General features: G+C 71.3%; 21 protein-coding genes. 14 read left to right on the top strand and 7 right to left on the bottom strand.

Annotated features, from left to right (window positions below):
• Positions 1 to 88 precede the first annotated feature (88 nt).
• The 3 genes from mqnE (at position 89) to OG598_RS25355 (ending at position 2,086) form a co-directional block, all read left to right on the top strand.
• Positions 89 to 1,258 carry an aminofutalosine synthase MqnE gene (mqnE, locus tag OG598_RS25365; protein WP_210785266.1) on the top strand — a complete coding sequence of 390 codons (1,170 nt, stop codon included), beginning with the start codon at positions 89 to 91 and terminating at the stop codon, positions 1,256 to 1,258.
• 23 nt (positions 1,259 to 1,281) lie between these two features.
• Positions 1,282 to 1,719, top strand: coding sequence for a hypothetical protein (locus OG598_RS25360; RefSeq protein WP_091395682.1), 438 nt, complete (start codon positions 1,282 to 1,284; stop codon positions 1,717 to 1,719).
• Between the two features lie 73 nt (positions 1,720 to 1,792).
• Positions 1,793 to 2,086, top strand: coding sequence for a DUF4229 domain-containing protein (locus tag OG598_RS25355; RefSeq protein WP_328651383.1), 294 nt, complete (start codon positions 1,793 to 1,795; stop codon positions 2,084 to 2,086).
• A gap of 78 nt (positions 2,087 to 2,164) precedes the next feature.
• Here OG598_RS25355 and OG598_RS25350 read toward each other — a convergent pair whose 3' ends face one another.
• The gene (locus OG598_RS25350) at positions 2,165 to 3,502 is read right to left on the bottom strand and encodes a C39 family peptidase (protein ID WP_328651382.1); all 1,338 of its coding nucleotides are present in this window, start codon (positions 3,500 to 3,502) and stop codon (positions 2,165 to 2,167) included.
• A gap of 210 nt (positions 3,503 to 3,712) precedes the next feature.
• Between OG598_RS25350 and OG598_RS25345 the strand changes: the two genes are divergently transcribed.
• The 4 genes from OG598_RS25345 to OG598_RS25330 all read left to right on the top strand — a co-directional run bounded on the left by OG598_RS25345 (position 3,713) and on the right by OG598_RS25330 (position 8,858).
• Entirely contained in the window at positions 3,713 to 5,590 is a 1,878-nt protein-coding gene (locus tag OG598_RS25345; protein WP_328651381.1) for a M14 family metallopeptidase, read from the top strand.
• A gap of 355 nt (positions 5,591 to 5,945) precedes the next feature.
• The gene (locus OG598_RS25340) at positions 5,946 to 6,875 is read left to right on the top strand and encodes an ABC transporter substrate-binding protein (protein ID WP_328651380.1); all 930 of its coding nucleotides are present in this window, start codon (positions 5,946 to 5,948) and stop codon (positions 6,873 to 6,875) included.
• A gap of 154 nt (positions 6,876 to 7,029) precedes the next feature.
• Positions 7,030 to 8,058, top strand: a complete 1,029-nt coding sequence (locus OG598_RS25335) for a FecCD family ABC transporter permease (RefSeq protein ID WP_238687154.1) — start codon at positions 7,030 to 7,032, stop codon at positions 8,056 to 8,058.
• On the top strand, positions 8,055 to 8,858 hold the full coding sequence (locus OG598_RS25330; RefSeq protein ID WP_328651379.1) for an ABC transporter ATP-binding protein: 804 nt from the start codon (positions 8,055 to 8,057) through the stop codon (positions 8,856 to 8,858). The genes OG598_RS25335 and OG598_RS25330 overlap by 4 nt, the downstream gene beginning before the upstream one ends.
• A 16-nt stretch (positions 8,859 to 8,874) precedes the next feature.
• Here OG598_RS25330 and OG598_RS25325 read toward each other — a convergent pair whose 3' ends face one another.
• From OG598_RS25325 to OG598_RS25305, 5 genes are all read right to left on the bottom strand, one after another.
• Positions 8,875 to 9,639, bottom strand: a complete 765-nt coding sequence (locus tag OG598_RS25325) for a VOC family protein (protein ID WP_091395664.1) — start codon at positions 9,637 to 9,639, stop codon at positions 8,875 to 8,877.
• 94 nt (positions 9,640 to 9,733) lie between these two features.
• Positions 9,734 to 10,471: an ABC transporter permease gene (locus OG598_RS25320; protein ID WP_238679917.1), complete on the bottom strand. Its 738-nt coding sequence runs from the start codon at positions 10,469 to 10,471 to the stop codon at positions 9,734 to 9,736.
• A 10-nt stretch (positions 10,472 to 10,481) separates the two neighbouring features.
• A complete protein-coding gene (locus OG598_RS25315) occupies positions 10,482 to 11,438 on the bottom strand; it encodes an ABC transporter ATP-binding protein (protein ID WP_328651378.1) in 957 nt (318 codons plus the stop codon).
• A complete protein-coding gene (locus OG598_RS25310; protein WP_328651377.1) occupies positions 11,435 to 11,746 on the bottom strand; it encodes a transcriptional regulator in 312 nt (103 codons plus the stop codon). The genes OG598_RS25315 and OG598_RS25310 overlap by 4 nt, the downstream gene beginning before the upstream one ends.
• Positions 11,743 to 12,387, bottom strand: a complete 645-nt coding sequence (locus tag OG598_RS25305) for a transporter (RefSeq protein ID WP_328651376.1) — start codon at positions 12,385 to 12,387, stop codon at positions 11,743 to 11,745. The genes OG598_RS25310 and OG598_RS25305 overlap by 4 nt, the downstream gene beginning before the upstream one ends.
• 135 nt (positions 12,388 to 12,522) lie before the next feature.
• On the opposite strand from OG598_RS25305, the gene OG598_RS25300 reads away from it, so the two are divergent.
• The 4 genes from OG598_RS25300 to OG598_RS25285 are packed head-to-tail and all read left to right on the top strand — an operon-like array spanning position 12,523 to position 14,806.
• Positions 12,523 to 12,918, top strand: coding sequence for a type VII secretion target (locus tag OG598_RS25300; RefSeq protein ID WP_328651375.1), 396 nt, complete (start codon positions 12,523 to 12,525; stop codon positions 12,916 to 12,918).
• Complete coding sequence (locus tag OG598_RS25295; RefSeq protein ID WP_328651374.1) at positions 12,915 to 13,841, top strand: WXG100 family type VII secretion target; 927 nt, start codon at positions 12,915 to 12,917, stop codon at positions 13,839 to 13,841. Before OG598_RS25300 ends, OG598_RS25295 begins: the two co-directional genes overlap by 4 nt.
• A gap of 9 nt (positions 13,842 to 13,850) precedes the next feature.
• Positions 13,851 to 14,198 (top strand): YbaB/EbfC family nucleoid-associated protein, encoded by a 348-nt coding sequence (locus tag OG598_RS25290; RefSeq protein ID WP_328651373.1) that lies wholly within the window; start codon positions 13,851 to 13,853, stop codon positions 14,196 to 14,198.
• Positions 14,195 to 14,806: a hypothetical protein gene (locus tag OG598_RS25285; protein WP_328651372.1), complete on the top strand. Its 612-nt coding sequence runs from the start codon at positions 14,195 to 14,197 to the stop codon at positions 14,804 to 14,806. The genes OG598_RS25290 and OG598_RS25285 overlap by 4 nt, the downstream gene beginning before the upstream one ends.
• Here the strand turns inward: OG598_RS25285 and OG598_RS25280 are convergent.
• On the bottom strand, positions 14,795 to 16,987 hold the full coding sequence (locus tag OG598_RS25280) for a HelD family protein (RefSeq protein ID WP_328651371.1): 2,193 nt from the start codon (positions 16,985 to 16,987) through the stop codon (positions 14,795 to 14,797). The genes OG598_RS25285 and OG598_RS25280 overlap by 12 nt on opposite strands.
• A 440-nt stretch (positions 16,988 to 17,427) precedes the next feature.
• On the opposite strand from OG598_RS25280, the gene OG598_RS25275 reads away from it, so the two are divergent.
• From OG598_RS25275 to OG598_RS25265, 3 genes are all read left to right on the top strand, one after another.
• Complete coding sequence (locus tag OG598_RS25275) at positions 17,428 to 18,009, top strand: winged helix-turn-helix domain-containing protein (RefSeq protein WP_328651370.1); 582 nt, start codon at positions 17,428 to 17,430, stop codon at positions 18,007 to 18,009.
• A 42-nt stretch (positions 18,010 to 18,051) separates the two neighbouring features.
• Entirely contained in the window at positions 18,052 to 19,440 is a 1,389-nt protein-coding gene (locus OG598_RS25270) for an MFS transporter (protein WP_328651369.1), read from the top strand.
• A 92-nt stretch (positions 19,441 to 19,532) separates the two neighbouring features.
• Positions 19,533 to 20,384: a menaquinone biosynthetic enzyme MqnA/MqnD family protein gene (locus tag OG598_RS25265; RefSeq protein WP_328651368.1), complete on the top strand. Its 852-nt coding sequence runs from the start codon at positions 19,533 to 19,535 to the stop codon at positions 20,382 to 20,384.
• Positions 20,385 to 20,400: the final 16 nt, after the last annotated feature.

Genomic DNA, 20,400 nt, shown 5'->3' with positions numbered 1-20,400 from the left:
AAGTGGGTCGCTGCCGGCGACCGTGCCGCCGGGCCCGTCGGCGCCGCGACGTACGCTCGATCCGGACCGCAGGTGGAAGGGACGTGCCATGGACGCCGGACTCAAGCGTGAGCTCGAAGCGAAGGTGTACGCCGGTGAGCGGCTGACCCGGGAGGACGGGGTCGCCCTCTACGAGAGCGACGACCTGACCTGGCTGGGGCGGCTGGCGCACCACAAGCGCACCGAGCTGAACGGCGACCGGGTGATGTTCAACGTCAACCGGCACCTCAACCTGACGAACGTCTGTTCGGCGTCCTGTGCGTACTGCTCGTTCCAGCGCAAGCCGGGCGAGAAGGACGCGTACACGATGCGCATCGACGAGGCGGTCCGTAAGGCCAAGGAGATGGAGGACGAGCAGCTCACCGAGTTGCACATCGTCAACGGCCTGCACCCCACGCTGCCCTGGCGCTACTACCCGAAGGTGCTGCGCGAGCTGAAGGCGGCGCTGCCGAACGTCAAGCTCAAGTGCTTCACGGCGACCGAGGTGCAGTGGTTCGAGAAGATCAGCGGCCTGAGCGCCGACGAGATCCTCGACGAGCTGATGGACGCCGGTCTGGAGTCGCTGACCGGTGGTGGCGCGGAGATCTTCGACTGGGAGGTCCGGCAGCACATCGTCGACCACGCCTGCCACTGGGAAGACTGGTCGCGCATCCACGCCCTGGCACACAGCAAGGGCATGAAGACCCCGGCGACGATGCTGTACGGGCACATCGAGGAGCCCCGGCACCGCGTCGACCACGTGCTGCGGCTGCGCGAGTTGCAGGACGAGACCGGCGGCTTCGCGGTCTTCATCCCGCTGCGCTACCAGCACGACTTCGTCGACTCGGCGGACGGCAAGATCCGTAACCGGATCCAGGCGCGCACCACGATGGCCTCGCCGGCCGAGTCGCTGAAGACGTTCGCCGTCTCCCGGCTGCTCTTCGACAACGTGCCGCACCTGAAGAACTTCTGGGTGATGCACGGGCTGTCGGTGGCTCAGCTCTCGTTGAACTTCGGCGTAGACGACCTGGACGGCTCCGTCGTCGAATACAAGATCACCCACGACGCCGACTCGTACGGCACCCCGAACACGATGCACCGGGACGACCTGCTGCACCTGATCTGGGACGCCGGCTTCCAGCCCGTCGAGCGGGACACTCGCTACAACGTGGTCCGGGAGTACGACAAGGCCCCGTCGCTGGCGCAGCGGCGCGCCGAGCCGCAGCAGGTCTGGGCCTGAGCCACCACGTACCCTCGCAGTCGATGACCGAGCAACGAGGACCTGAGCAGCAGAGCGGCTTTCCCCGCCGGGACGCCGAGGGCCGCATCCGTACCCTGGGCGATCTGCTCGGGGTGTGCCTGGCCGGCCTGGTCATCGGCGTGCTCGCGTTGGTGCTGTTCGACTGGGCGTTCGCCTCGATCGGCGCCGGCGACTTCGGGCACACGAACGGTTGGCTGGCGGTGATCCTGCCGGCCTGGCTGTTCTGGGACGACTTCCGGGCCTGGGAGTTCGGCGCGGCCCGGGTGGTGGCGGCGGTGGTCGCCGCTGCCGTCGGGGTGTTCGCCGGGCTGCTGATCGCCGGGCTGGGCGCGGGGTTGCCGCCGCTGCTCTCCGGCGCGTTGGCGGCGGGGGCGTTCACTGTGGCGTACGCAGCCCTCTGGTTCCCGGGTGTCCGCTGGCTGGCCCGCCGGACCGGCTGACCACGACCGCCCGTCGGGCGGTTCGACCCTTCCGCCGGCAGTGGCGGGCGACGGAGAGAACGGAGTGGTGCGGGTGAGCGCCGCGCTCAAGTACACGCTGGGCCGGATCGGGCTGTTCGTCGCCGTGCTGGCGGGCCTCTGGCTGGTCGACATGAACGTGTTTTTGAAGCTGATGCTGGCGTTGGTGTTCTCCGCCGCGCTCTCCTTCTTCCTGCTGCGCGGTTGGCGGGACGAGATGGCCGGGGAGATCGCCGAAGCAGCCGAGCGCCGCCGCACCGAGAAGGAACGCCTCCGCTCGGCCCTGGCCGGCGAAGACCAACCCCAAACCCCCAACTCAGACCCCCAAACCCCCGACTCCCAGCGTTGATCAAGAGGTTTGCGTCACCAGGACGGCTTCCGGTGACGCAAACCTCTTGATCAACATGTGCTCGAGCGGGCGTTGGGCCTACCAGTTGGTGGAGCCGGGGACCTTGGGCCAGGGCTTTGTGGTGGGCTTGATCAGGTACGCGATGCCGCCGGAGCCGCCGGAGACGCCACCGCTGGCGTTTGTGCGCTTGGTGCGCAGCCAGATCTGTTCGAACTGCGCACGCTTGTAGACGTTGCGCACCACGTCGTTGCTGGACGAGGCCGGGTCGTTGACGATCACGTCGCCGTCGGCGGTGAAGCCGACCACCACGAAGAGGTGCCCGGAGGTGCCGTAGTTCGCCCCGTCCAGCTCACTGGCGAGGAAGGACTGGCTGGTCACGACGGGGATGCCGGCGGCGATGAAACGCTCCAGCTCGTCCAGCGAGTGCAGCCGGGTCACCCGGCCCTCCAGCCCCGGGAAGCTTGCCGCGTACGCGGTGTTGAACGGCCAGTTGCCCGCGCCGTCGTACGCGTAGTCGTAGGTCATCCGGGCGGCGTGGTTGACCGTCGGGTCGGGGTAGGTCGGGTCCACCCAGGAGGTGTCGGCCGCCGACGGTTGGCGTCCCCAGTACTCGACCACCATCTCCGTCGAGGTGGGTGAGCACCACGCCTCGCCACCGCCGTCGTACTCGGGGTAGTGTCCGGAGTGCACGTTCTGCGAGTAGCGCGGCACCGGCAGTTCCCGGCCCCAGGCGATGTGCCCGGCGCTCGGCGGCACAGTGAACCGGTCCGGCACCGTGGAGCTCATCGCGCCCAACATCCGGACCACCGGGGCGGCGCTCTGCCCGGGTGCGCGGTAGAGGGTCAGCTTGAGCTGGTACGACCGCAGCAGCACCCCGGCGGTGGCGTCGTCGATGCTGAAGGTGTCGGTCCAGATCGTCGACCAGGGGTCGCCCTGCCGGTTGACGCTGGTCCGCAAGATGTCGGTGTCGCCGGACGCCCAGCGACCCAGGACGTACCACGGGGTCTGGTCGCCGCTGGTGTAGCTGCCCTGCATTTCCACCTGGATCCAGGTGCCGGCGGGGGTCTCCGCGTTCCAGGAGGCGATCAGCTCGGTGGCGTCGAACCCGACCGGGGTCACCGGCGAGGTCCAGGTGCCGTACTCCCAGGTGCGGGTGGCGCCGGTGTGCGGGTCCGCGTACTCGATGGTGCCGGCCGGGCGGGCCAGGGTGACGCCCGCTCGGGCGCCGGGCACGACGCGGGTGCCGGCCCGGCTGCCCCGGTGCCAGTCGGCGGGCCCGGACCAGTCCTGGTAGGTGATCTGCTCGTCGTGGGCGGGGGCGGGCGGGTGGGCCGCCAGCGCGGGCGCGGCGCTGGTGAGCAGGGTGAGCGTGGTGACGCCGGCGAGGGCGGCCGCGCACAGGCGGGATCTGGCCATGGGTGCTCCGCGGTGTCGAGGGGGCATCGTCGCTGGTCAGTTTTCCGCTTGGAGGGAAGTTTCGCCAGACGTTGATAGGTGGAAAATCATTGCCGCCATGATGATCCGCCTGGGATGGCCAACGCAGCGATCAATGTTGATATGACCATGTGACAGGTGGTGAAGTGTCCTTCACCGAGCGGGATCTCCCGCCCATCGAGGAGGTAGTCCATGGCCCTCCGCACGCCCACCCCCCTCCGCCGTGTCCTGGTGCTCGCTGTCGTCACCGGGCTGGGCATCGTCACCGTCGCCGCCGGCCCGGTCGCCGCCCGACCGGCACCGGACCGCACCGCTGAGCAGGCCGCCGCCGGCTACCGGGTGCTCGGACCCCGGACCCTCGCCGACCGCAACGCGGTGGCCCGCACCGGAGCCGCCATCGACTACTCCGAACACGGCGTGCTGCACATCTCGGCCACCGCGGTCGAGGCCGCCGCGATCGGCAAGCTCGGCTTCCGGCTGGAACCGCTCGCCCCGCCACCCAACGCCGAGCGCGGCGCCGGCGACTTCGGCGCGCTGGCCTTCCCGCCGGCCGACTCGAACTACCACGACTACGCGGAACTGACAGCCGTCGTGAACCAGGTCGTCGCCGACCACCCGGCGATCGCCCGCAAGATCAGCATCGGTTCGTCGTACGAGGGCCGCGACCTGATGGCCGTGAAGATCTCCGACAACGTCGGCACCGACGAGAACGAGCCGGAGATCCTGTTCAACTCCCAGCAGCACGCCCGTGAGCACCTGACCGTCGAGATGGCGATCTACCTGCTCAACCTCTTCACCGACAGCTACGGCAGCGACTCCCGGATCACCAACATCGTCAACGGCCGGGAGCTCTGGATCGTGCCGACTGTCAACCCGGACGGCAGCGAGTACGACATCGCCACCGGGTCGTACCGGTCCTGGCGCAAGAACCGGCAGCCCAACAGCGGCTCGTCCAACGTCGGCACCGACCTGAACCGCAACTGGTCCTACAACTGGGGATGCTGCGGCGGCTCGTCCGGCACCACCTCGTCGGAGACCTACCGGGGGCCGTCGGCGTTCTCCGCGCCCGAGACGCAGGCGCTGCGCAACTTCGTCAACGGCCGGGTGGTCGGCGGCGTGCAGCAGATCAAGGCCAACATCGACTTCCACACGTACTCGCAGCTGGTGCTCTGGCCGTACGGCTACACCACAGCGAACACCGCGACCGGGATGAACGCGGACCAGTACAACACCTTCGCCACCATCGGCCAGCAGATGGCGACCACCAACGGCTACACCCCGGAACAGTCCAGCGATCTCTACATCACCGACGGAGACAGCCTCGACTGGATGTGGGCCACCCACAACATCTGGGCGTACACCTTCGAGATGTACCCGGGCTCCTCCGGCGGCGGCGGCTTCTACCCGCCCGACGAGGTGATCGGAGCGCAGACCTCGCGCAACCGGGAGGCGGTGCTGATCCTCAGCGAGTACGCCGACTGCCCCTACCGGGCCATCGGCAAGCAGGCGCAGTACTGCGGCGGCGGTGGCGGCACCACCGTCTGGTCGGACACCTTCGAGACCGCCACCGGCTGGACCATCAACCCGGCCGGCACCGACACCGCCACCCTCGGCGCGTTCGAGCGGGGCGCCGCCCAGGCGACCACGTCCTCCGGAGCCAAGCAGCTCACCCCGTACGCCGGGTCCAACGACCTAGTCACCGGCCGGCTCGCCGGCTCGGCGGCCGGTGACTACGACCTCGACGGCGGCGTGACCAGCGCCCGATCGCCGGCGGTGACCCTGCCGTCGTCCGGCACGCTGACCCTCTCGCTCGCCTGGTACCTGGCGCACGGCTCGAACGCCTCGTCGGCGGACTACCTGCGGGTGAGCGTCGTGCACAACGGCGGCACCACGGCGCTGCTCACCCAGGCCGGCGCGGCCAGCAACCGTAACGGGAGCTGGGCGGTGGCGAACCTCAACCTCACCCCGTACGCCGGCCAGTCGGTCCGCGTGCTCGTCGAGGCGGCGGACGCTTCCGGAGCCAGCCTGGTGGAGGCGGCTGTGGACAACGTCACCATCACGTCCTCCTGATCGGGTGGGGCCCCGCCCCGCCCCGGCGGGGCTCCACCACCCGTTCCCGAGCCTCTGAATCCAGGACATATCCCTCGGCGCGTGACGGGCCACCGATCGTGCCGGATCGATCAACCCTTGATCGATCCGGCACGTCCTGGCGGTGCGCTACCGTCTTAGCGACCAGTCCGCAGCGAAGCCGGTGCTCATCCCGGCGCTGTCCCGCAACTGTGATGCCCCACCGGTCGGTGGGGACGAGCCAGGTCGCCTACGGATCGGTCGCGAAACGCGCTCTCGAGGAAGGGCGCCTCGTGGGCGGGCGTACGAAAGTCCCTGTCGGCGAAGCACCACACTCCTCGACCGACAGGAGGCCCCCATGTTCAGACGTACCCCTCGGCTCTTCGCGGCGACCCTCGCGGTCACCGCGCTCGCCCTCGGCGCCTGCGCCGAGAAGGCCGACGACCAGCCGAGCACCGGCACCGCTGCCGCCGCCTACCCGGTCACCGTCGGCGCGCTCACCCTCGACAAGCGCCCAGAGAAGATCGTCGTGCTGTCGCCCACCGCCACCGAGATGCTCTTCGCGATCGGTGCCGGCCCGCAGGTGACCGCCGTCGACGACCAGTCGAACTACCCGGCCGACGTGCCCAAGACCGACCTCTCCGCCTTCCAGCCGAACGCCGAGGCGATCGCCGGTAAGAACCCCGACCTGGTGGTGCTCTCCGACGACCGCAACAAGATCGTCGAACAGCTCGGCAAGCTGAAGATCCCGGTGTACCAGACCCCGGCGGCGGTCACGCTCGACGACTCGTACCGGCAGATCACCGAGCTGGGCACGCTGACCGGGCACGCCGACCAGGCCACCGACGTCGCCACCCGGATGAAGGACGACATCGCCAAGCTGGTCAAGGACCTGCCGCAGCGCGCCGAGAAGCTCACCTACTTCCACGAGCTGGGCCCGGAGCTGTACAGCGCCACCAGCAAGACCTTCATCGGTTCGCTCTACGGCCAGGCCGGCCTGACCAACATCGCCGACCCGGCCGACGCGGACGGTAAGAACTTCGGTTACCCGCAGCTGTCCCAGGAGTTCATCGTCAAGGCCGACCCGGACTTCGTCTTCCTGGCCGATGCCAAGTGCTGCCAGCAGAGCGCCGACACGGTCAAGGCCCGTAGTGGCTGGGCCGGCCTCACCGCTGTGAAGAACAACCAGGTCGTCGCCCTCGACGACGACATCGCCTCCCGCTGGGGCCCACGGGTCGTGGACCTGCTCCGGGTCATCATCGACGCGGTCGCCAAGGTGCCCGCGTGACCGTCGTCCGTCGGTGACCGGGCCGCGACAGGTGTCCGATCCGGCACCAACCGGTCAGCCGGCCGAGCCGCCGCCGTCGTCCCGGCGGGCCGAGCCACGTTCCGCGGCCCGGCCCGCCGGGCTGCCGTCCGGGGCCCGGCCCGCCGGGCTGCGCATGCGGTGGCTGGTCGCGGGGTTGGTCGCGGTGCTCGTCGCGCTCGTCGTCGGGGTGTCGCTCGGCCCGGTGAGCCTGCCCCCGGGCAGCGTCGCCGCCGAGCTGCTCAACTTGTTCCCCGGGGTGCACCTCGACAGCGGACTGACCGAGCGTGAGATCGCGATCGTCACCGAGCTGCGCCTGCCCCGGGTGGTGCTGGGCCTGCTCGTCGGCGGTCTGCTCGCCCTCGCCGGCGGTTGCTACCAGGGCGTGTTCCGCAACCCGCTGGCCGACCCGTACCTGCTCGGTGTGGCCGCCGGCGCCGGCCTCGCTGTCACCGCGGCGATCGCCCTCGGCGGCGCCGGCCGGCAGGGCACACTCTCCGGGTTGCCGATGACCATTCCACTGGCCGCGTTCGCCGGTTCGCTGCTCGCCGTCACGATGACCTACGTGCTCGGCGCTGCCGGTGGGCGACGCGGGTCACCGGCCATGCTGATCCTGGCCGGGGTGGCGGTCTCCGCGTTCCTCTCCGCCGGGCAGACGTACCTCCTGCAACGACACGCCGACAGCATCCAGCCGGTCTACTCCTGGTTGCTCGGCCGGCTGGCCACCGCCGGTTGGCACGACGTGCTGCTGGTGTTGCCGTACGCCGCCCTGACCACTGTCGTGGTGCTGCTGCACCGCCGCGAGCTGGACGTCCTCGCGGTCGGCGACGACGAGGCGAGAAGTCTGGGCCTGCACCCGCAGCGCACCCGATACCTGTTGATCGCCGCTGCCTCGCTGGGCACTGCGGCGGCGGTCTCCGCGACCGGCCTGATCGGCTTCGTCGGCATCATCGTGCCGCACACCGTCCGGCTGCTCGCCGGGTCCAGCTACCGGGTGATCCTGCCGATGTCACTGCTGTTCGGCGGCGCGTTCCTGGCGCTCACCGACGTGGTGGCCCGCACCGTCGCCGCTCCGTCCGAGCTGCCGATCGGAGTGGTGACCGCCCTGCTGGGCGGCCCGTTCTTCGTCCTCGTGCTGCGGACCGCCCGGCGAGTGCTCACGTGAGCCGGGAACCCGCCGCCGGCACGCCGGCCGTCGAGGTGCGTGGACTGCACGTCGCCCTCGGTGGCACGCCGATCCTGACCGGCGTCGACCTGACCGTCGCCGTCGGCGAGTGGGTCACAGTGATCGGCCCGAACGGCGCCGGCAAATCCACACTGTTGCGCGCCGTCGGCGGCCTGCTGCCCGCGCCGAAGGCGATCACCCTCTTCGGTACGCCGAGTGCCGCACTGCGCCGTCGGGACCGCGCCCGGATAGTGGCCACTGTGGCGCAGTCCCCGGTGGTGCCGCCCGGCATGTCGGTGCTGGACTACGTGCTGCTCGGCCGCACCCCGTACATCCCCACCCTCGGCCGGGAGTCGACTGCCGACGTCGACGCCGTGCACGAGGTGCTGGGGCGGTTGGACCTCGCCGGCTTCCACCATCGCGAACTGGCCACCCTCTCCGGCGGGGAACGGCAGCGGGTGTTCCTCGCCCGCGCGCTCGCCCAGGGCGCGACGCTGCTGCTGCTCGACGAGCCGACCAGCGCGCTCGACATCGGCCACCAGCAGGACGTGCTCGAAGTCGTCGACCAGCTACGCCGCGAGCACGGCCTGACCGTCCTGGCCACGATGCACGACCTCTCGCTGGCCGGTGAGTACGCCGACCGGATGGTGATGCTCGCCGCCGGTCAGGTGGTGGCCGCCGGGACTCCGCCCGAGGTGTTGACCGAGGAACTGCTCGCCACCCACTACCGGGCCAGCGTCCGGGTGGTCCCCGGCGCCCACGGCCCGTTGGTGGTCCCCGTCCGCCCCACCCGCCCCTGAGCACGCAGGCGGTTGGTCAGGGGCCCAGGTCGATGACGGAGAAGAGGGCGCCCTGGGGGTCGCGGAGGGCGGCGAAGCGGCCCGCCGGGATGTCGCGGGGCGGGACCAGGATCGTTCCGCCCAGCTCGGCGGCGCGGGCCGCGGCGGCGTCCGCGTCGGCCACCGCGAAGTACACCGTCCAGTACGCGGGCAGGTCGGCCGGGAAGTCGTCGGCCAGCGGCGGCATCATCCCTGCGACGATCTGCGTCCCGAGCCGCCACCCGGTGTACGTCATCGCGCCCACCGCCTGGTCGTCGGGCTGCCAGCCGAACACCAGCTCGTAGAAGACCTTCGCGCCCTCGGGGTCGGGGGTGACCAGCTCGTTCCAGCTCATCGCGCCCGGCACGTTGAACACCTCGGCACCGGCCATGGCCAGCGGCTGCCAGACGCTGAACGTGGCCCCGGCCGGGTCGGCGAAGACCGCCATCCAGCCCCTGTCGAAGACCTCGAACGGGGGTACGACGACCTGCCCGCCGGCCCGTTCGACCCGACCGGCGACCAGTTCCGCGTCGTCGGTGGCGAGGTACGTCGACCAGATCGGAATCTGGTCCGGTATCGCGGGCGGGCCGGCGCCGGCCACCGGCTTACCGTCGAGCAGGAAGACCGTGTAGCCGCCCGCCTCGGGCTCCGGGGTGACCTGGCCGGTCCACCCGAACAGCTCCGGGTAGAAACGCCGCGCGTCGGTCAGGTCCGGGGTGGCCAGGTCGGCCCAGCAGGGCGTACCCGGCGGGACGGTGCTCACGTCAAGACCCCTCTCGGCCCGGGCGGCCACGGCGGCCCCCTGCCGGAATCCTGGCACCGTCCCGCAGCGGCCCGGGGCGGAAACGGACGAATCGTCAGCTGAACCGGCGACCCTCGTCCCGCCGGTACGCCCACCCGGCGAGCGCGGCGAGCAGCACCACCCAGACACCGAGCATGATCACTGCCAGCGGCTCCACGTCGTAGTCGGCCGCCGCCGCCCACATCAGTTCGGCAGCGCCCCGGGTCGGCAGGTACGGCGCGATCGTCTCGATGAACCCGGGCGCGTCACCCGGCGCGGAGAGCAGGCCGCCGCCGAAGGCCAGCGGCAGGAAGAGCACCTGCGCCACCACGATCGCCGCCTTGCTCGGCAGCGAGTAGCCGATGGCGAGGCCCATCAGCGTGAACGGCACCGAGATGACGGCCACAGTGCCGAGGGCCAGCAGGAACGCCGCCGGGGTGACCTGGGCCGCGGTCAGCGTCGCGCCGATCACCACGACCGGGATCAGTGAGAGGTAGGTCAGCGCCAGGCCGGCCAGCACCCGGCCGGCGAACCGCGGGGCCGGCCCGGCCGGCAGGGTCCGGGTGTACGGGTTCCAGGGCTGGTCGCGGTCCTCGGCGACACCGACGCCGTACTGGAAGATGTTGGCGCTCATCACCGAGAAGGTGACCATCGACGCGGTGGCGTAGGTGGCACCGACCGGATCGTCACCGGCGAACGGCACCACGAAGAAGATCATGGCGGCGGCCGGAAAGAAGGCGCTGCCGAAGACGGCCACCGGAATCCGGATGATCTCCAGGAGTTGGTAGCGGGCGTGGACCAGGGCGAGCTGCACTGTCGCCTCCTCAGACGGTGGTGGGTCGGCCGCCGGCAGCGGCGGTGGTGGGTCGGCCGGTGCCGGCGGGCGTGTCGCCGCTGGCTGTGTCGCCGCCGGGCGCTTCTCCGCTGGTGATGGCGAGGAACGCCTCCTCCAGTGAGGTCGGCCGTACCTCCAGGTCGGTGAACGGGGTCTGGGTCGTGACCAGCGCTCGGACCAGCTCGTCGGCGTCGGTGGTGAGCAGGTGCAGCCGACCGTCGACCCGTTCGGTGCGCACCACCCCGGGCAGGTCGGGCAGGTTGTCGGCGACCAGGCTGACCCGGCGTACGCCCACGATGCCGCGTACCGCGTCCACTGTGTCGTCGGCGAGCACCCGGCCCTGCCCGATGACCACCACCCGGTGGGCGAGCGCCTCCACCTCCTCCAGGTAGTGGCTGCTCAACAGCACTGTGCCGCCGTCGTCGTGGAATGCCCGGATCGCCTCCCAGAGGGTGTGCCGGGCGGCCACGTCCAGGCCCGTGGTCGGCTCGTCGAGCAGCACCAGTCGGGGCCGGCCGACGAACGCCAGCGCCACCGCCAACCGGCGGCGCTGCCCACCGGAGAGCCCACCGGTCTGCCGTCGGGCGAGGTCGGCGAGGCCGAAGCGGTCGAGCAGCTCGGCCCGGGGCACCGGGTCGGGGTAGTGCGCGGAGACGAAGTCGACCACCTCGCCGACTCGCAGCGTGCCGGGCAGACCGGTTTCCTGCGGGGTGACCCCGATCTGCCGCCGGCTCGCCGGGTCGCGGGGGTCGCCACCGAACAGTTCCACCCGCCCGGAGGTGGGGCGGCGCAGGCCCACCAGCAGGTTCATCAGTGTGCTCTTGCCGGCGCCGTTCGGCCCGAGCAGGCCGACCAGCTCACCGGCCCGGACTTCCAGGTCGACACGATCGAGGGCGAGGACGTCGCCGTACCGGCGGCTGGCCTGTTCGGCGCGGGCGAGGGTCATGGCTGCTCCTTCGACGGGGCGGGGTCGAGCAGGGCGCGGATAGCTTCGGTGTACTCCTCGAACGCCAGCCGGCCTCGCCGGCTGAGCCGGACCAGGGTCGCCGGGGTGCGTCCACGATGGGTCTTGCTGATCTCCACGTAGCCGGCGTCCTCGAGCTTGCGCAGGTGCACCGAGAGGTTGCCGGCGGTCATCGCGAGCAGCTCCTGTAGGCGGGGGAACGCGATCTTGTCGCCGACGTTGAGAGCGGAGAGGCTGGCGACCACCCGCAGCCGGGCCTGAGCGTGGATGACCGGATCCAACTCGGTCATGGCTGCTGTCGCTGCCGCTGGCGCCGCCGGGCGAGCGCGCCGACCACCAGCATTCCGCCGCCGCCGGCGACCGCCACGACGAGCGCGTGCCAGCCCGGCCCGGCGATCGCACCGATCAGGTTGATCACGCTGACCCAGACGCCGAGGCGGAACAGGTCCCGGTCCAGCCAGACCGCCCCGCCGGCCATGTGCAGCGCGCCGGTCAACCCGACGGCGGTCGCCGACCAGAGCAGCGCCGCCAGGTCATGCGACAGGTGCTCCGAGATCCGGCCCAGCCCCGCGTAGACGCTCACCGAACCGAGGGCCCAGGCGTACCCGTACCACTGCCCGCGACGGGCGGAGTCGCCGGTCACCTGGCCGTAGGCCCGTACGCTGACCACCGCCTGGGTCGCTCCGGCAGCCGCGAGCAGTACGAAGAGGACTGTCAGTGGCAGCCAGCTCGGAAGGTCGACCAGCGCCCGGTCACCCGGGGGGAATCGCAGGAAGAACAGCCCGAAGCCGACCAGCCAGGCGACCCCCCACGGCCAGTAGAGCAGGCGGGCGTCGGGATCGAGCCGGCGTGCCGTCGCCGACCGCTGGTCCTGGATCAGCCGGAGCGCCGCCGCCGCGTCGGTGGGGGGTGAATCATCGTCGGGGTCCACGCAAACTACTTTAAGGCACAAAGTCGAGTTGGGTGACCCCGCCATCACCGATCTGACCCCCCGATCGCGACGAGCAGTGCCTATGGTGGTCAGTCGTGGCGACTGATCCGTCGCACAGGCCACAGGGGAGGGTTCGTGTCAAGCCCGAGTAATGAGCTGGAGGTCCAGCCGGAGGCTCTGACGGCGTACGCCGCCGGGTCCAAGGATCGGGCCGCCCGTTTCCGCGAGCTGCACCGCGCCTTCGGCGACGGGCACGTGCCACGGCACGCCTTCGGGGTGATGCCGGCGTCCTTCAACCTCGCCGCGACGTACGCCGAGCAGTTCGAGGCGTGCCTGCAAGGGCTCGCCGACGGCGCCGAGATGATGGCGGACATCGCCGAAGGGCTCACCGACACCGCCGCTGCCTACACCGGCACCGACGCGGCCAACACCGACCTCTTCGTGCCCGGCCGCCCGCCCGCTCCCGACGTCATCGCGCCCGGCCCCTGGTCGGGTGGCACCGGCGCTCCGAACGGCTCGGTGCCGGCGTGAGCACCGAGGCGTTGCAGCGCAACAAGACCTACTTCGAGCAGATCGTCGCGGGCACGCCCGAACCCTTCAAGCCGCTCTCCAACGCGGTGCTCTGGCCGTTCGAACAGCTGCTGGAGCTGGTCGCTGGCGAACCGGACGACCTGATGCGGGCCGCGCAGCTCTGCCTGGACACCGGCGCGGCGGTACGGGAGATCGCCGGTGACCAGATCGCCGACCGGGCCCGGTTGCGCGGCGCCTGGACGGGCGACGCCGCCGAGGGCTTCCATGCCTCGATGGAGTCGGTGGAGGCGGCGATCGAGGAACTGGCCCAGGGGCTCGACGGCACCAAGGACGTGCTGGTCGAGGCGGCGAACGCGGCGGTGGACGCGTTCAACCTGCTGGTCGAGCTGATCCTCGAGTTCCTGCTCTGGTTCCTCACCGAGGTGATCATCGCGGCGGTGGCAGCGGCGCTGAGCGCCGGCGTCTCGTTGGCCGCCACAGTGGTGCGGGTGCTGGCCCGGCTGGCCACCACAGTGGGTCGGATGGTCAAGATCGTCGCCCGGTTCGCCGAGGTGCTCACCCGCCTCGCCGCCCGGCTCGGCAAGGTCGCCGGGCAGCTCCGCAAGTACGCGGACACCGTCATGGAGCTCAAGCAGCGGAAGAAGCAGTACAAGCTGCTCAGCAAGGGCGGTTGGACGCCCGAGGGGCGTGCCTTCCAGGTCGAGAAGTTCAAGACCCTCTTTCCGGGCAAGTTCGTCATCAACCAGGTCTCGCCGGTCAACATCCCCGGTTTCGGCGGGGCTCTGCTGGACACCGGCGTGGGCCTGCACGACATCGCCGACGGGCAGAAGGACCGCAACTACCTGGTGGACGGCACGTACAGCGAGGACCTGGGCCCGTACACGGTGGGTGTGCAGAATGTCTTCGACTCCATCGTGAACTGAGAGGCAGCCATGACCTTCCCCGCTCTGGACCGAATCGAGGCGCTGGCTCGCAACCTGGACGGATGGCAGCGGCAACTCGCCGACCGGATGGCGGAGCTGGAGCAGACCAGCGCCGAGGGCGTGAGCGACTCCGGCCTGGTGCGCGTCACCGCCGCGGCCGACGGCAAGATCGTTTCTACTGAGCTGAACGCGCGGGCGATGCGACTGGACTCCTACAGCCTGGCCGAGGAGTTCACCGCAGCCGCCAACCGGGCGCAGGAGGCCGCCGCGGCCCGGGTCCGGGAGTTGGTCGGCGAGGTCATCGGCGACCCGGGCGCCGGTCCGCGCCGGTCCGCCGACCACGAGGAACGCCGATGACGGCCGACGAGAGTCAGGCACGGTACGTCGAGGGGATCACCCGACTGCTGACGGCCGGCGAGCAGGTGCGCGCGGTGGCCCAGGTGCGAGCGGGCGGCGGGCTGACCCCGGCGCCGCCCTCGCAGCCGTCGGCCCCACCCGCCACCGGTGGGCCGGGCTTCCTGGGTGTCCTGCTCAACGTGCTGTCGCCGAACATCACCTTCGGTCGGGCGGACAACGCCGTCGACTGGCTCTTCTTCGGTGTCGGAGGTCGAGGCGCCCCGGACTCCCAGGCATCAGTGCTGCACCATGCCCTGACCACGGCGGCGAAGGGCCCCGGCCTCCGACACCTCGTGCTGGGGGTCACCGACCAGCGACTGCTGCTCGGCGCGACAGCACCAGTCGGGCTGCTCTCCAACTCGGCGGCGGACGAACAGGCGCAGGCCGACATCGAATTGCTCGGCTCCGTTCCGCGAACGACAGTCGCCGCCCGGGTCGGCAGGTACCGGTTGAACTGGAAGCGGCTGCGGATCGACTTCGCCGACGGGTCGTGGCTGTCGTTCCACGTGCCGCTGGCCGACTCCAGCCGCCCGCTGCGGGAGGTCGCGGCAGCCCTGTCAGCCGACTGACCCGCCGACGAGCGGGGCGGGCAGCGGCGCAACGTGCAGCACCGCCAGCCGGGACACCGCCCGGGTGAGCACCACGTACAACCGGTGCAGCCCACGCGGCTCGGCCGCGACGATCGCGGCCGGCTCGACCACCACCACGTGGTCGTACTCCAGGCCCTTGACCAGCGTCGCCGGCACCACAGTGACCCGCTGCGCGGCCGCCACGTCGTCGGCGGTCGCGGTCTCGACACCGGCCTCGGCCAGCGCCGCGCGCAGGCCGTCGACCGCGTCGTCCGCGGCGATCACACCGACCGAGCCGTCGTGCGCGAGCGCCGCGCGCACCTCGGCCACCGTCGCCGAGGTCAGGTCGGTCACCGTACGCACGTCCAGGCCGCCGTCGTGGCGCAGCGACTCGGCCGGCGGTACGTCCACCGCGAGCGCCGGGAGCAGCAGGTTCGCGAATGCGACGACTGCGGCGGGCACCCGGAAACCGACTGTCAACGGGACCACCACCGCGTCCGGCTTGCCCAGATGGGCGAGGGATTCCCTCCAGTCCGTCGCCGCCCACGGCGCGGTGCCCTGGGCGAGGTCACCGAGGAGCGTGACCGAGCCGTGCTCGCTACGCCGAGCGATGGCCCGACACTGCATCGGAGAGAGGTCCTGCGCCTCGTCCACCACCACGTGCCCGAACCCGGAGAGCCGCTCCAGCAACCCGGTCGCCTCGTCGATCAGCACCGCGTCGGCGGCGGTCCAACGGGCCGCCTTCGGCGTGCGGGCCGGCTTCGCCCATGTCAACTGCGCCTGCTCGGCGTCGCTGAGCAGCCCGTCCGCCGCGGCTGCGAGCCGGTCCTTATCGGAGAACAGGCCGTGCACCAGCCCTTCCGGGGTGAGCGCCGGCCAGACCGCGTCCAGGAAGTCGAGCACCGGCCGGCAGCGGCTCATCCGGCGCAGCCAGGCATCGCTGGGCGACTCCGCACGGCGTGCCTCGGCCTGCCGTTGCAGCAGACTCACCACCCGCGCCTGGACACGTTCCCGACCCGTGCCGTACGGCAGCCCTTCCCGGCGGGTCTCCTCGACGATCCGGTGCAACGGCTCCACCCCGATCCGCCAGCGGAACGAGCCGTCCGACACGGTGATCGATTCGGTCGGGGCGCCGATCTGCCCCTGCACCGCGCGCCGCAGCACGCTCGCCATCCGTACGTCGTGTTTGAGCGCGGCCACCGCCGGCGCCTCGACCGCCCGAACCACCACCCGGGAGATCAACTCCTCCACCGTGGCCTGCTCGACCTCGACCTCACCGAGCGCCGGCAGCACCGCCGCAATGTACGACAGGAACGCCCGGTTCGGCCCGACGATCAGCACACCCGCCCGCCGCAACCGCTCCCGATGCAGGTAGAGCAGATACGCGGCCCGGTGCAGACCCACAGCCGTCTTCCCCGTACCCGGCGCGCCCTGCACACAGATCGAGTCGGCGAGGTCAGCCCGGACCAGCTCGTCCTGCTCCGGCTGGATCGTCGCGACGATGTCCCGCATCGGCCCGACGCGTGGACGCTCGATCTCGGCGGTGAGGATCCGACTGGTGGTACCGAGCTCTTCGCCCCGATCCAACCGCTCATCCTCGAAGCTGGTCAGCACACCATTGCTGAACCCGAACCGCCGCCGAACCGCCACCCCCTGCGGATCCCGCACGCTGGCCCGGTAGAACGAACGGGAGACCGGAGCCCGCCAGTCCAGCACCAACGGCTCGCCACGGTCGTCGGTGACATGCCGCCGCCCCACGTGATACCGCCGACCGTGATGATCACCGCTGGCGTCGGGCGCGGTCGGGCCGTTGGCGGGCCTGCTGGCCGTGGCCCTGTCGCTCGTGGTGCCGCTGTCCGTGGGCCTGCGGTTGGTGCTGCCGCTGTCCGTGGTGCTGCTGTTTGGGGCGTCGGCGAAGTCGAGGCGGCCGAAGAAGAGCGGAGTGGTCGGGTCGTCGGCCAGCTCGGCGACCCGGCGGGCCAGGGTGCGGCCGAGCGTTTCGGCAGCGTACGCGTCGCCGGCCACCTGGTCACCGGTGGCGAAGAGAGACTCGGCACGTTCCCGCATCCGACCCAGCGCCGCCCGCGAGGTGGTGAGGTGTGCGCGTTCGGCGGCCAGGTCCGCGTCGAGGTCGGTGTCGGTGGCGGTGCTGAGCTGGGTGTCGAGGTCAAGTGCGGGCATGCTGACGTCCCATCGTTCACATCTGCTGCGCGCTCGCGTGTCCGGGGGCGGATGGCCGGCCGCCCGGCGCGAAGACGTCCGTTCCGGTGCAGCTCACCTCGGCCGTCAAGCGGGCTGCAACCCTACGCTCCCCAACCCGCCGCATCCAGCGAATTACCGACGCGACCACCCGTACGAGACGGGGTGTCGCCCGGTCGGGTGGCGCTGGGCGATCACGCCCCGCGCCGCCCCGGGCTTTCTCACGCCGCAACCGCCGTGACGCCGTGATCGACTCGGCTTTCAGGAAGTCGCGGTGTCCGGGCCGGTGGGACGCCCCGATTTCCAGGAAGCCGAGTCGATCACCGGGAGAAGCGGCTTGGTGCGGCAGGGACAGCAGGGTCGGGGCCGAGCGGAGCCCGGGGGTGATGGCAGGTTGGCGGGGCTGCCGGGATCATGGGTGTATGACCGAGGCCCGCTCCGATTCGCGCCGGATGACGATCAGCGACCCCCAGGTGATGCGGGCGATGGCTCATCCGGCCCGGATCGCGATCATGGAGTACCTGAACAGTCGCGAGAGCGGTGGGACCGCCACCGAGTGTGCGGAGATCGTTGGGCTGTCGCCGAGCGCGACCAGTTACCACCTGCGGGCGCTGGCGAAGTTCGGGCTGGTCGAGCAGGCGCCGAGCCGGGGGGATGCGCGCGAGCGGCTGTGGCGCGTACCGAGTGTGAGCGTGCTGGTCGAGGCGGGTCGTGACGCCGGGCCCGAGGCGCGTGCGGCCGAGCAGGCGCTGGTGGAGGCGCATGCGGTCCGGGCCATGGAGCGGACCCGGGACTGGTTGCGGCGCGCCGGGGACGAGCCCGCCGAGTGGTACGACACCGCCCTGTTCAGCGACACGCTGTTGCTGCTCACCGCCGAGGAGTTGGCCGAGCTGAACGAGGCGGTGTTGGCGCTGCTCCGGCCGTACCACCCGCGGCGGCGGGGTGAGTCGCCGCCGGGGGCGCGCACTGTCGCTGTGCAGTACCGGACGGTGCCGCTGGCATAGGTGGGGTTGCATGAATCAGGTGTGAAGGATTATTTTCGAAGTATGTCCTTCACATCTGACGAGTCGCGCTGGGCGGATGTCTGGCTCGCCGCTGCCGCCCGGGGCACCACCATTTGCGGTGACTTCCTCGCCGCGACCGCGCTGGCGCTGGCCCTACAGGGCGCTGGCGCCAGCGGGCTGGCCGTATCGGGGCTGCTGCTGGCCGCCACGCTGCCGCGGGTGGTGCTCGCCCCACTCGCGGGCCGACTCGCCGACCGGATCGACAGCCGCACGTTGCTGGTGACGATCGGGTTCGGGCAGGCCGCGATCTGCGCGCTCCTCGCCGTCGTCGAACAGCCGGTCCTGGTGGTCGGGCTCGTCGCCCTGTTGGCCTGCGGGCTCGCGGTGACGCAACCCTGCCTGGCGGCGCTGCTGCCGGCGATGGTCCGCCCAGCCGACCTGCCGCGAGCCAGCGCGATCAGTCAGAACGCCGTCTCGCTCGGTGCGCTCGGCGGCCCGGTGCTGGCCGGCCTGTTGGTGGGGCAGTTCGGCACCCGCGTACCGCTGCTTCTCGATGCGGCGACCTACCTGGCGCTCGTGGTCGCGGGCCTGCTGCTGCGGACCCGACGCGGCGGCCGCCGGCCCGCCGCGAGTAGCCGGGCCGTCGCCGGGAGCAGCGAGGCCGCAGTTGCCAGCCCGGCCGCCGCGAGCAGCGAGGCCGTCTCGGGTGGCCCGGCCGTGTCGGGCGGCGTGGCAACCCCTGGGGGTACGGACATCGGCTGGCGGCTGCGCCGCGACCCGCTGATGCTCGTCATGGTGGTGACCACCGCCGTGGTGATCGCGGCGATCGGCGGTATCAACGTGATCGAGGTCTTCTTCATCCGGGAGACGCTGGGGGATTCGGCTACCACGTACGGCCTGGTCAGTGCCGCATGGATGGCCGGCATGCTGCCGGGGAGCTGGCTCGCCGTACGACTCGCCAGGCGGCTCGACGACGACGGCGGGTTGGTACGGGGGGTGCTGGCGACTCTGGCCGTGTGCAGCCTGATGGTGTTGCTCGCGGCGACGGTGCCGGCGGCGGGCGTGTTGGTGCCCCTCTGGCTGGTGGGGGGAGCGGCCAACGGCGGCGAAAACGTCTTCGCCAACCTGCTCACCGCTCGGCGGGTGCCGGAGGCGATGCGCGCTCGGGCGTACGCCACCTACGGCGCCGCGGTGCAGGGTGGCTCGATGGCGGGCTTCCTGATCGGCGGGGCGTTGCTCGCGGTCGTTCCGCCTCGGCCGCTGATCGCCGGCGCCGGTGTGGTCGGGCTGCTGGTGGTGCTGGCCTTCGTGCCGGTCGTGACCCGGGCGGTACGACGGTCGTCGCTGACCGACCTGCCGGTAGGCGACCGGCAGGCAGCCGACGCGCCGGTAGGCGACCGGCGGGCAGCCGACGCGCCGGCAGGCAGTTAGGCCAGCCGACGAGCAGCCCGGTCAAGTGCGGGGTTGGCCACTCGGGGCCGGCCCGCTGAGCCGGAGCCAGCCGCCGGGGATACGGTCGGGCCATGGCTGAGCGCATCGCACGCCCGCGGGTCGGGCACATCCAGTTCCTGAACTGCCTGCCCATCTACTGGGGTCTGATGCGCTCCGGTGCCCTGCTCGACGTCGACCTGCACAAGGACTCGCCGGACCGGTTGAGCGCGGCGCTGGTCGCCGGCGACCTCGACATCGGCCCGATCACGCTGTTGGAGTATCTGAAGCACGCCGACGAGCTGCTACTCCTGCCGGACCTGGCGGTGGGCAGCGACGGGCCGGTGCTCTCGGTCAACATGGTCTCCACCCGGCCGCTCGCCGAGCTGGACGGCGCCCGGGTGGCGCTCGGCTCGACCTCGCGGACCGGCGTCATGCTGGCTCAGCTTCTGCTGGCCGAGCAGTACAACGTGCGGCCCGAGTACTTCCGCTGCCCGCCGGACCTGACCCAGATGCTGCTGGAGGCCGACGCCGCCGTGCTGATCGGGGACGTGGCGCTGCGGGCGTACTACGAGGCACCGCGGAAGGGCCTCACTGTCACCGACCTCGGGCAGGCGTGGCGGGAGTGGACCGGGCTGCCGATGGTCTTCGCCGTCTGGGCGGTCCGCCGCGACTTCGCCGCCGCCCACCCGGGCCTGGTGAAGGAGGTGCACGAGGCTTTCCTGCGCTCGCGGGACCTCTGCCTGGCGGAGTTGGACCAGGTCGCCGAGGCGGCTGCCCGCTGGGAGACCTTCGACGCGGAGACGCTGACCACGTACTTCCGGACCCTCGACTTCTCCCTTGGCGACCGGCAGGTCGCGGGGCTGCGCGAGTGGGCCCGGCGGGCGGCGGCGATCGGCGAGGCTCCGGCGCTGCCGGACGGCGGTCCGGAGTTCTTCGCCGGCTGACCGCTGCCAGCCGGGC

The organism is Micromonospora sp. NBC_00330 (genome assembly GCF_036136635.1).
Classification (GTDB): Bacteria; Actinomycetota; Actinomycetes; order Mycobacteriales; family Micromonosporaceae; genus Micromonospora; species Micromonospora salmantinae.
This window is presented reverse-complemented; position numbering and strand designations above follow the sequence as displayed.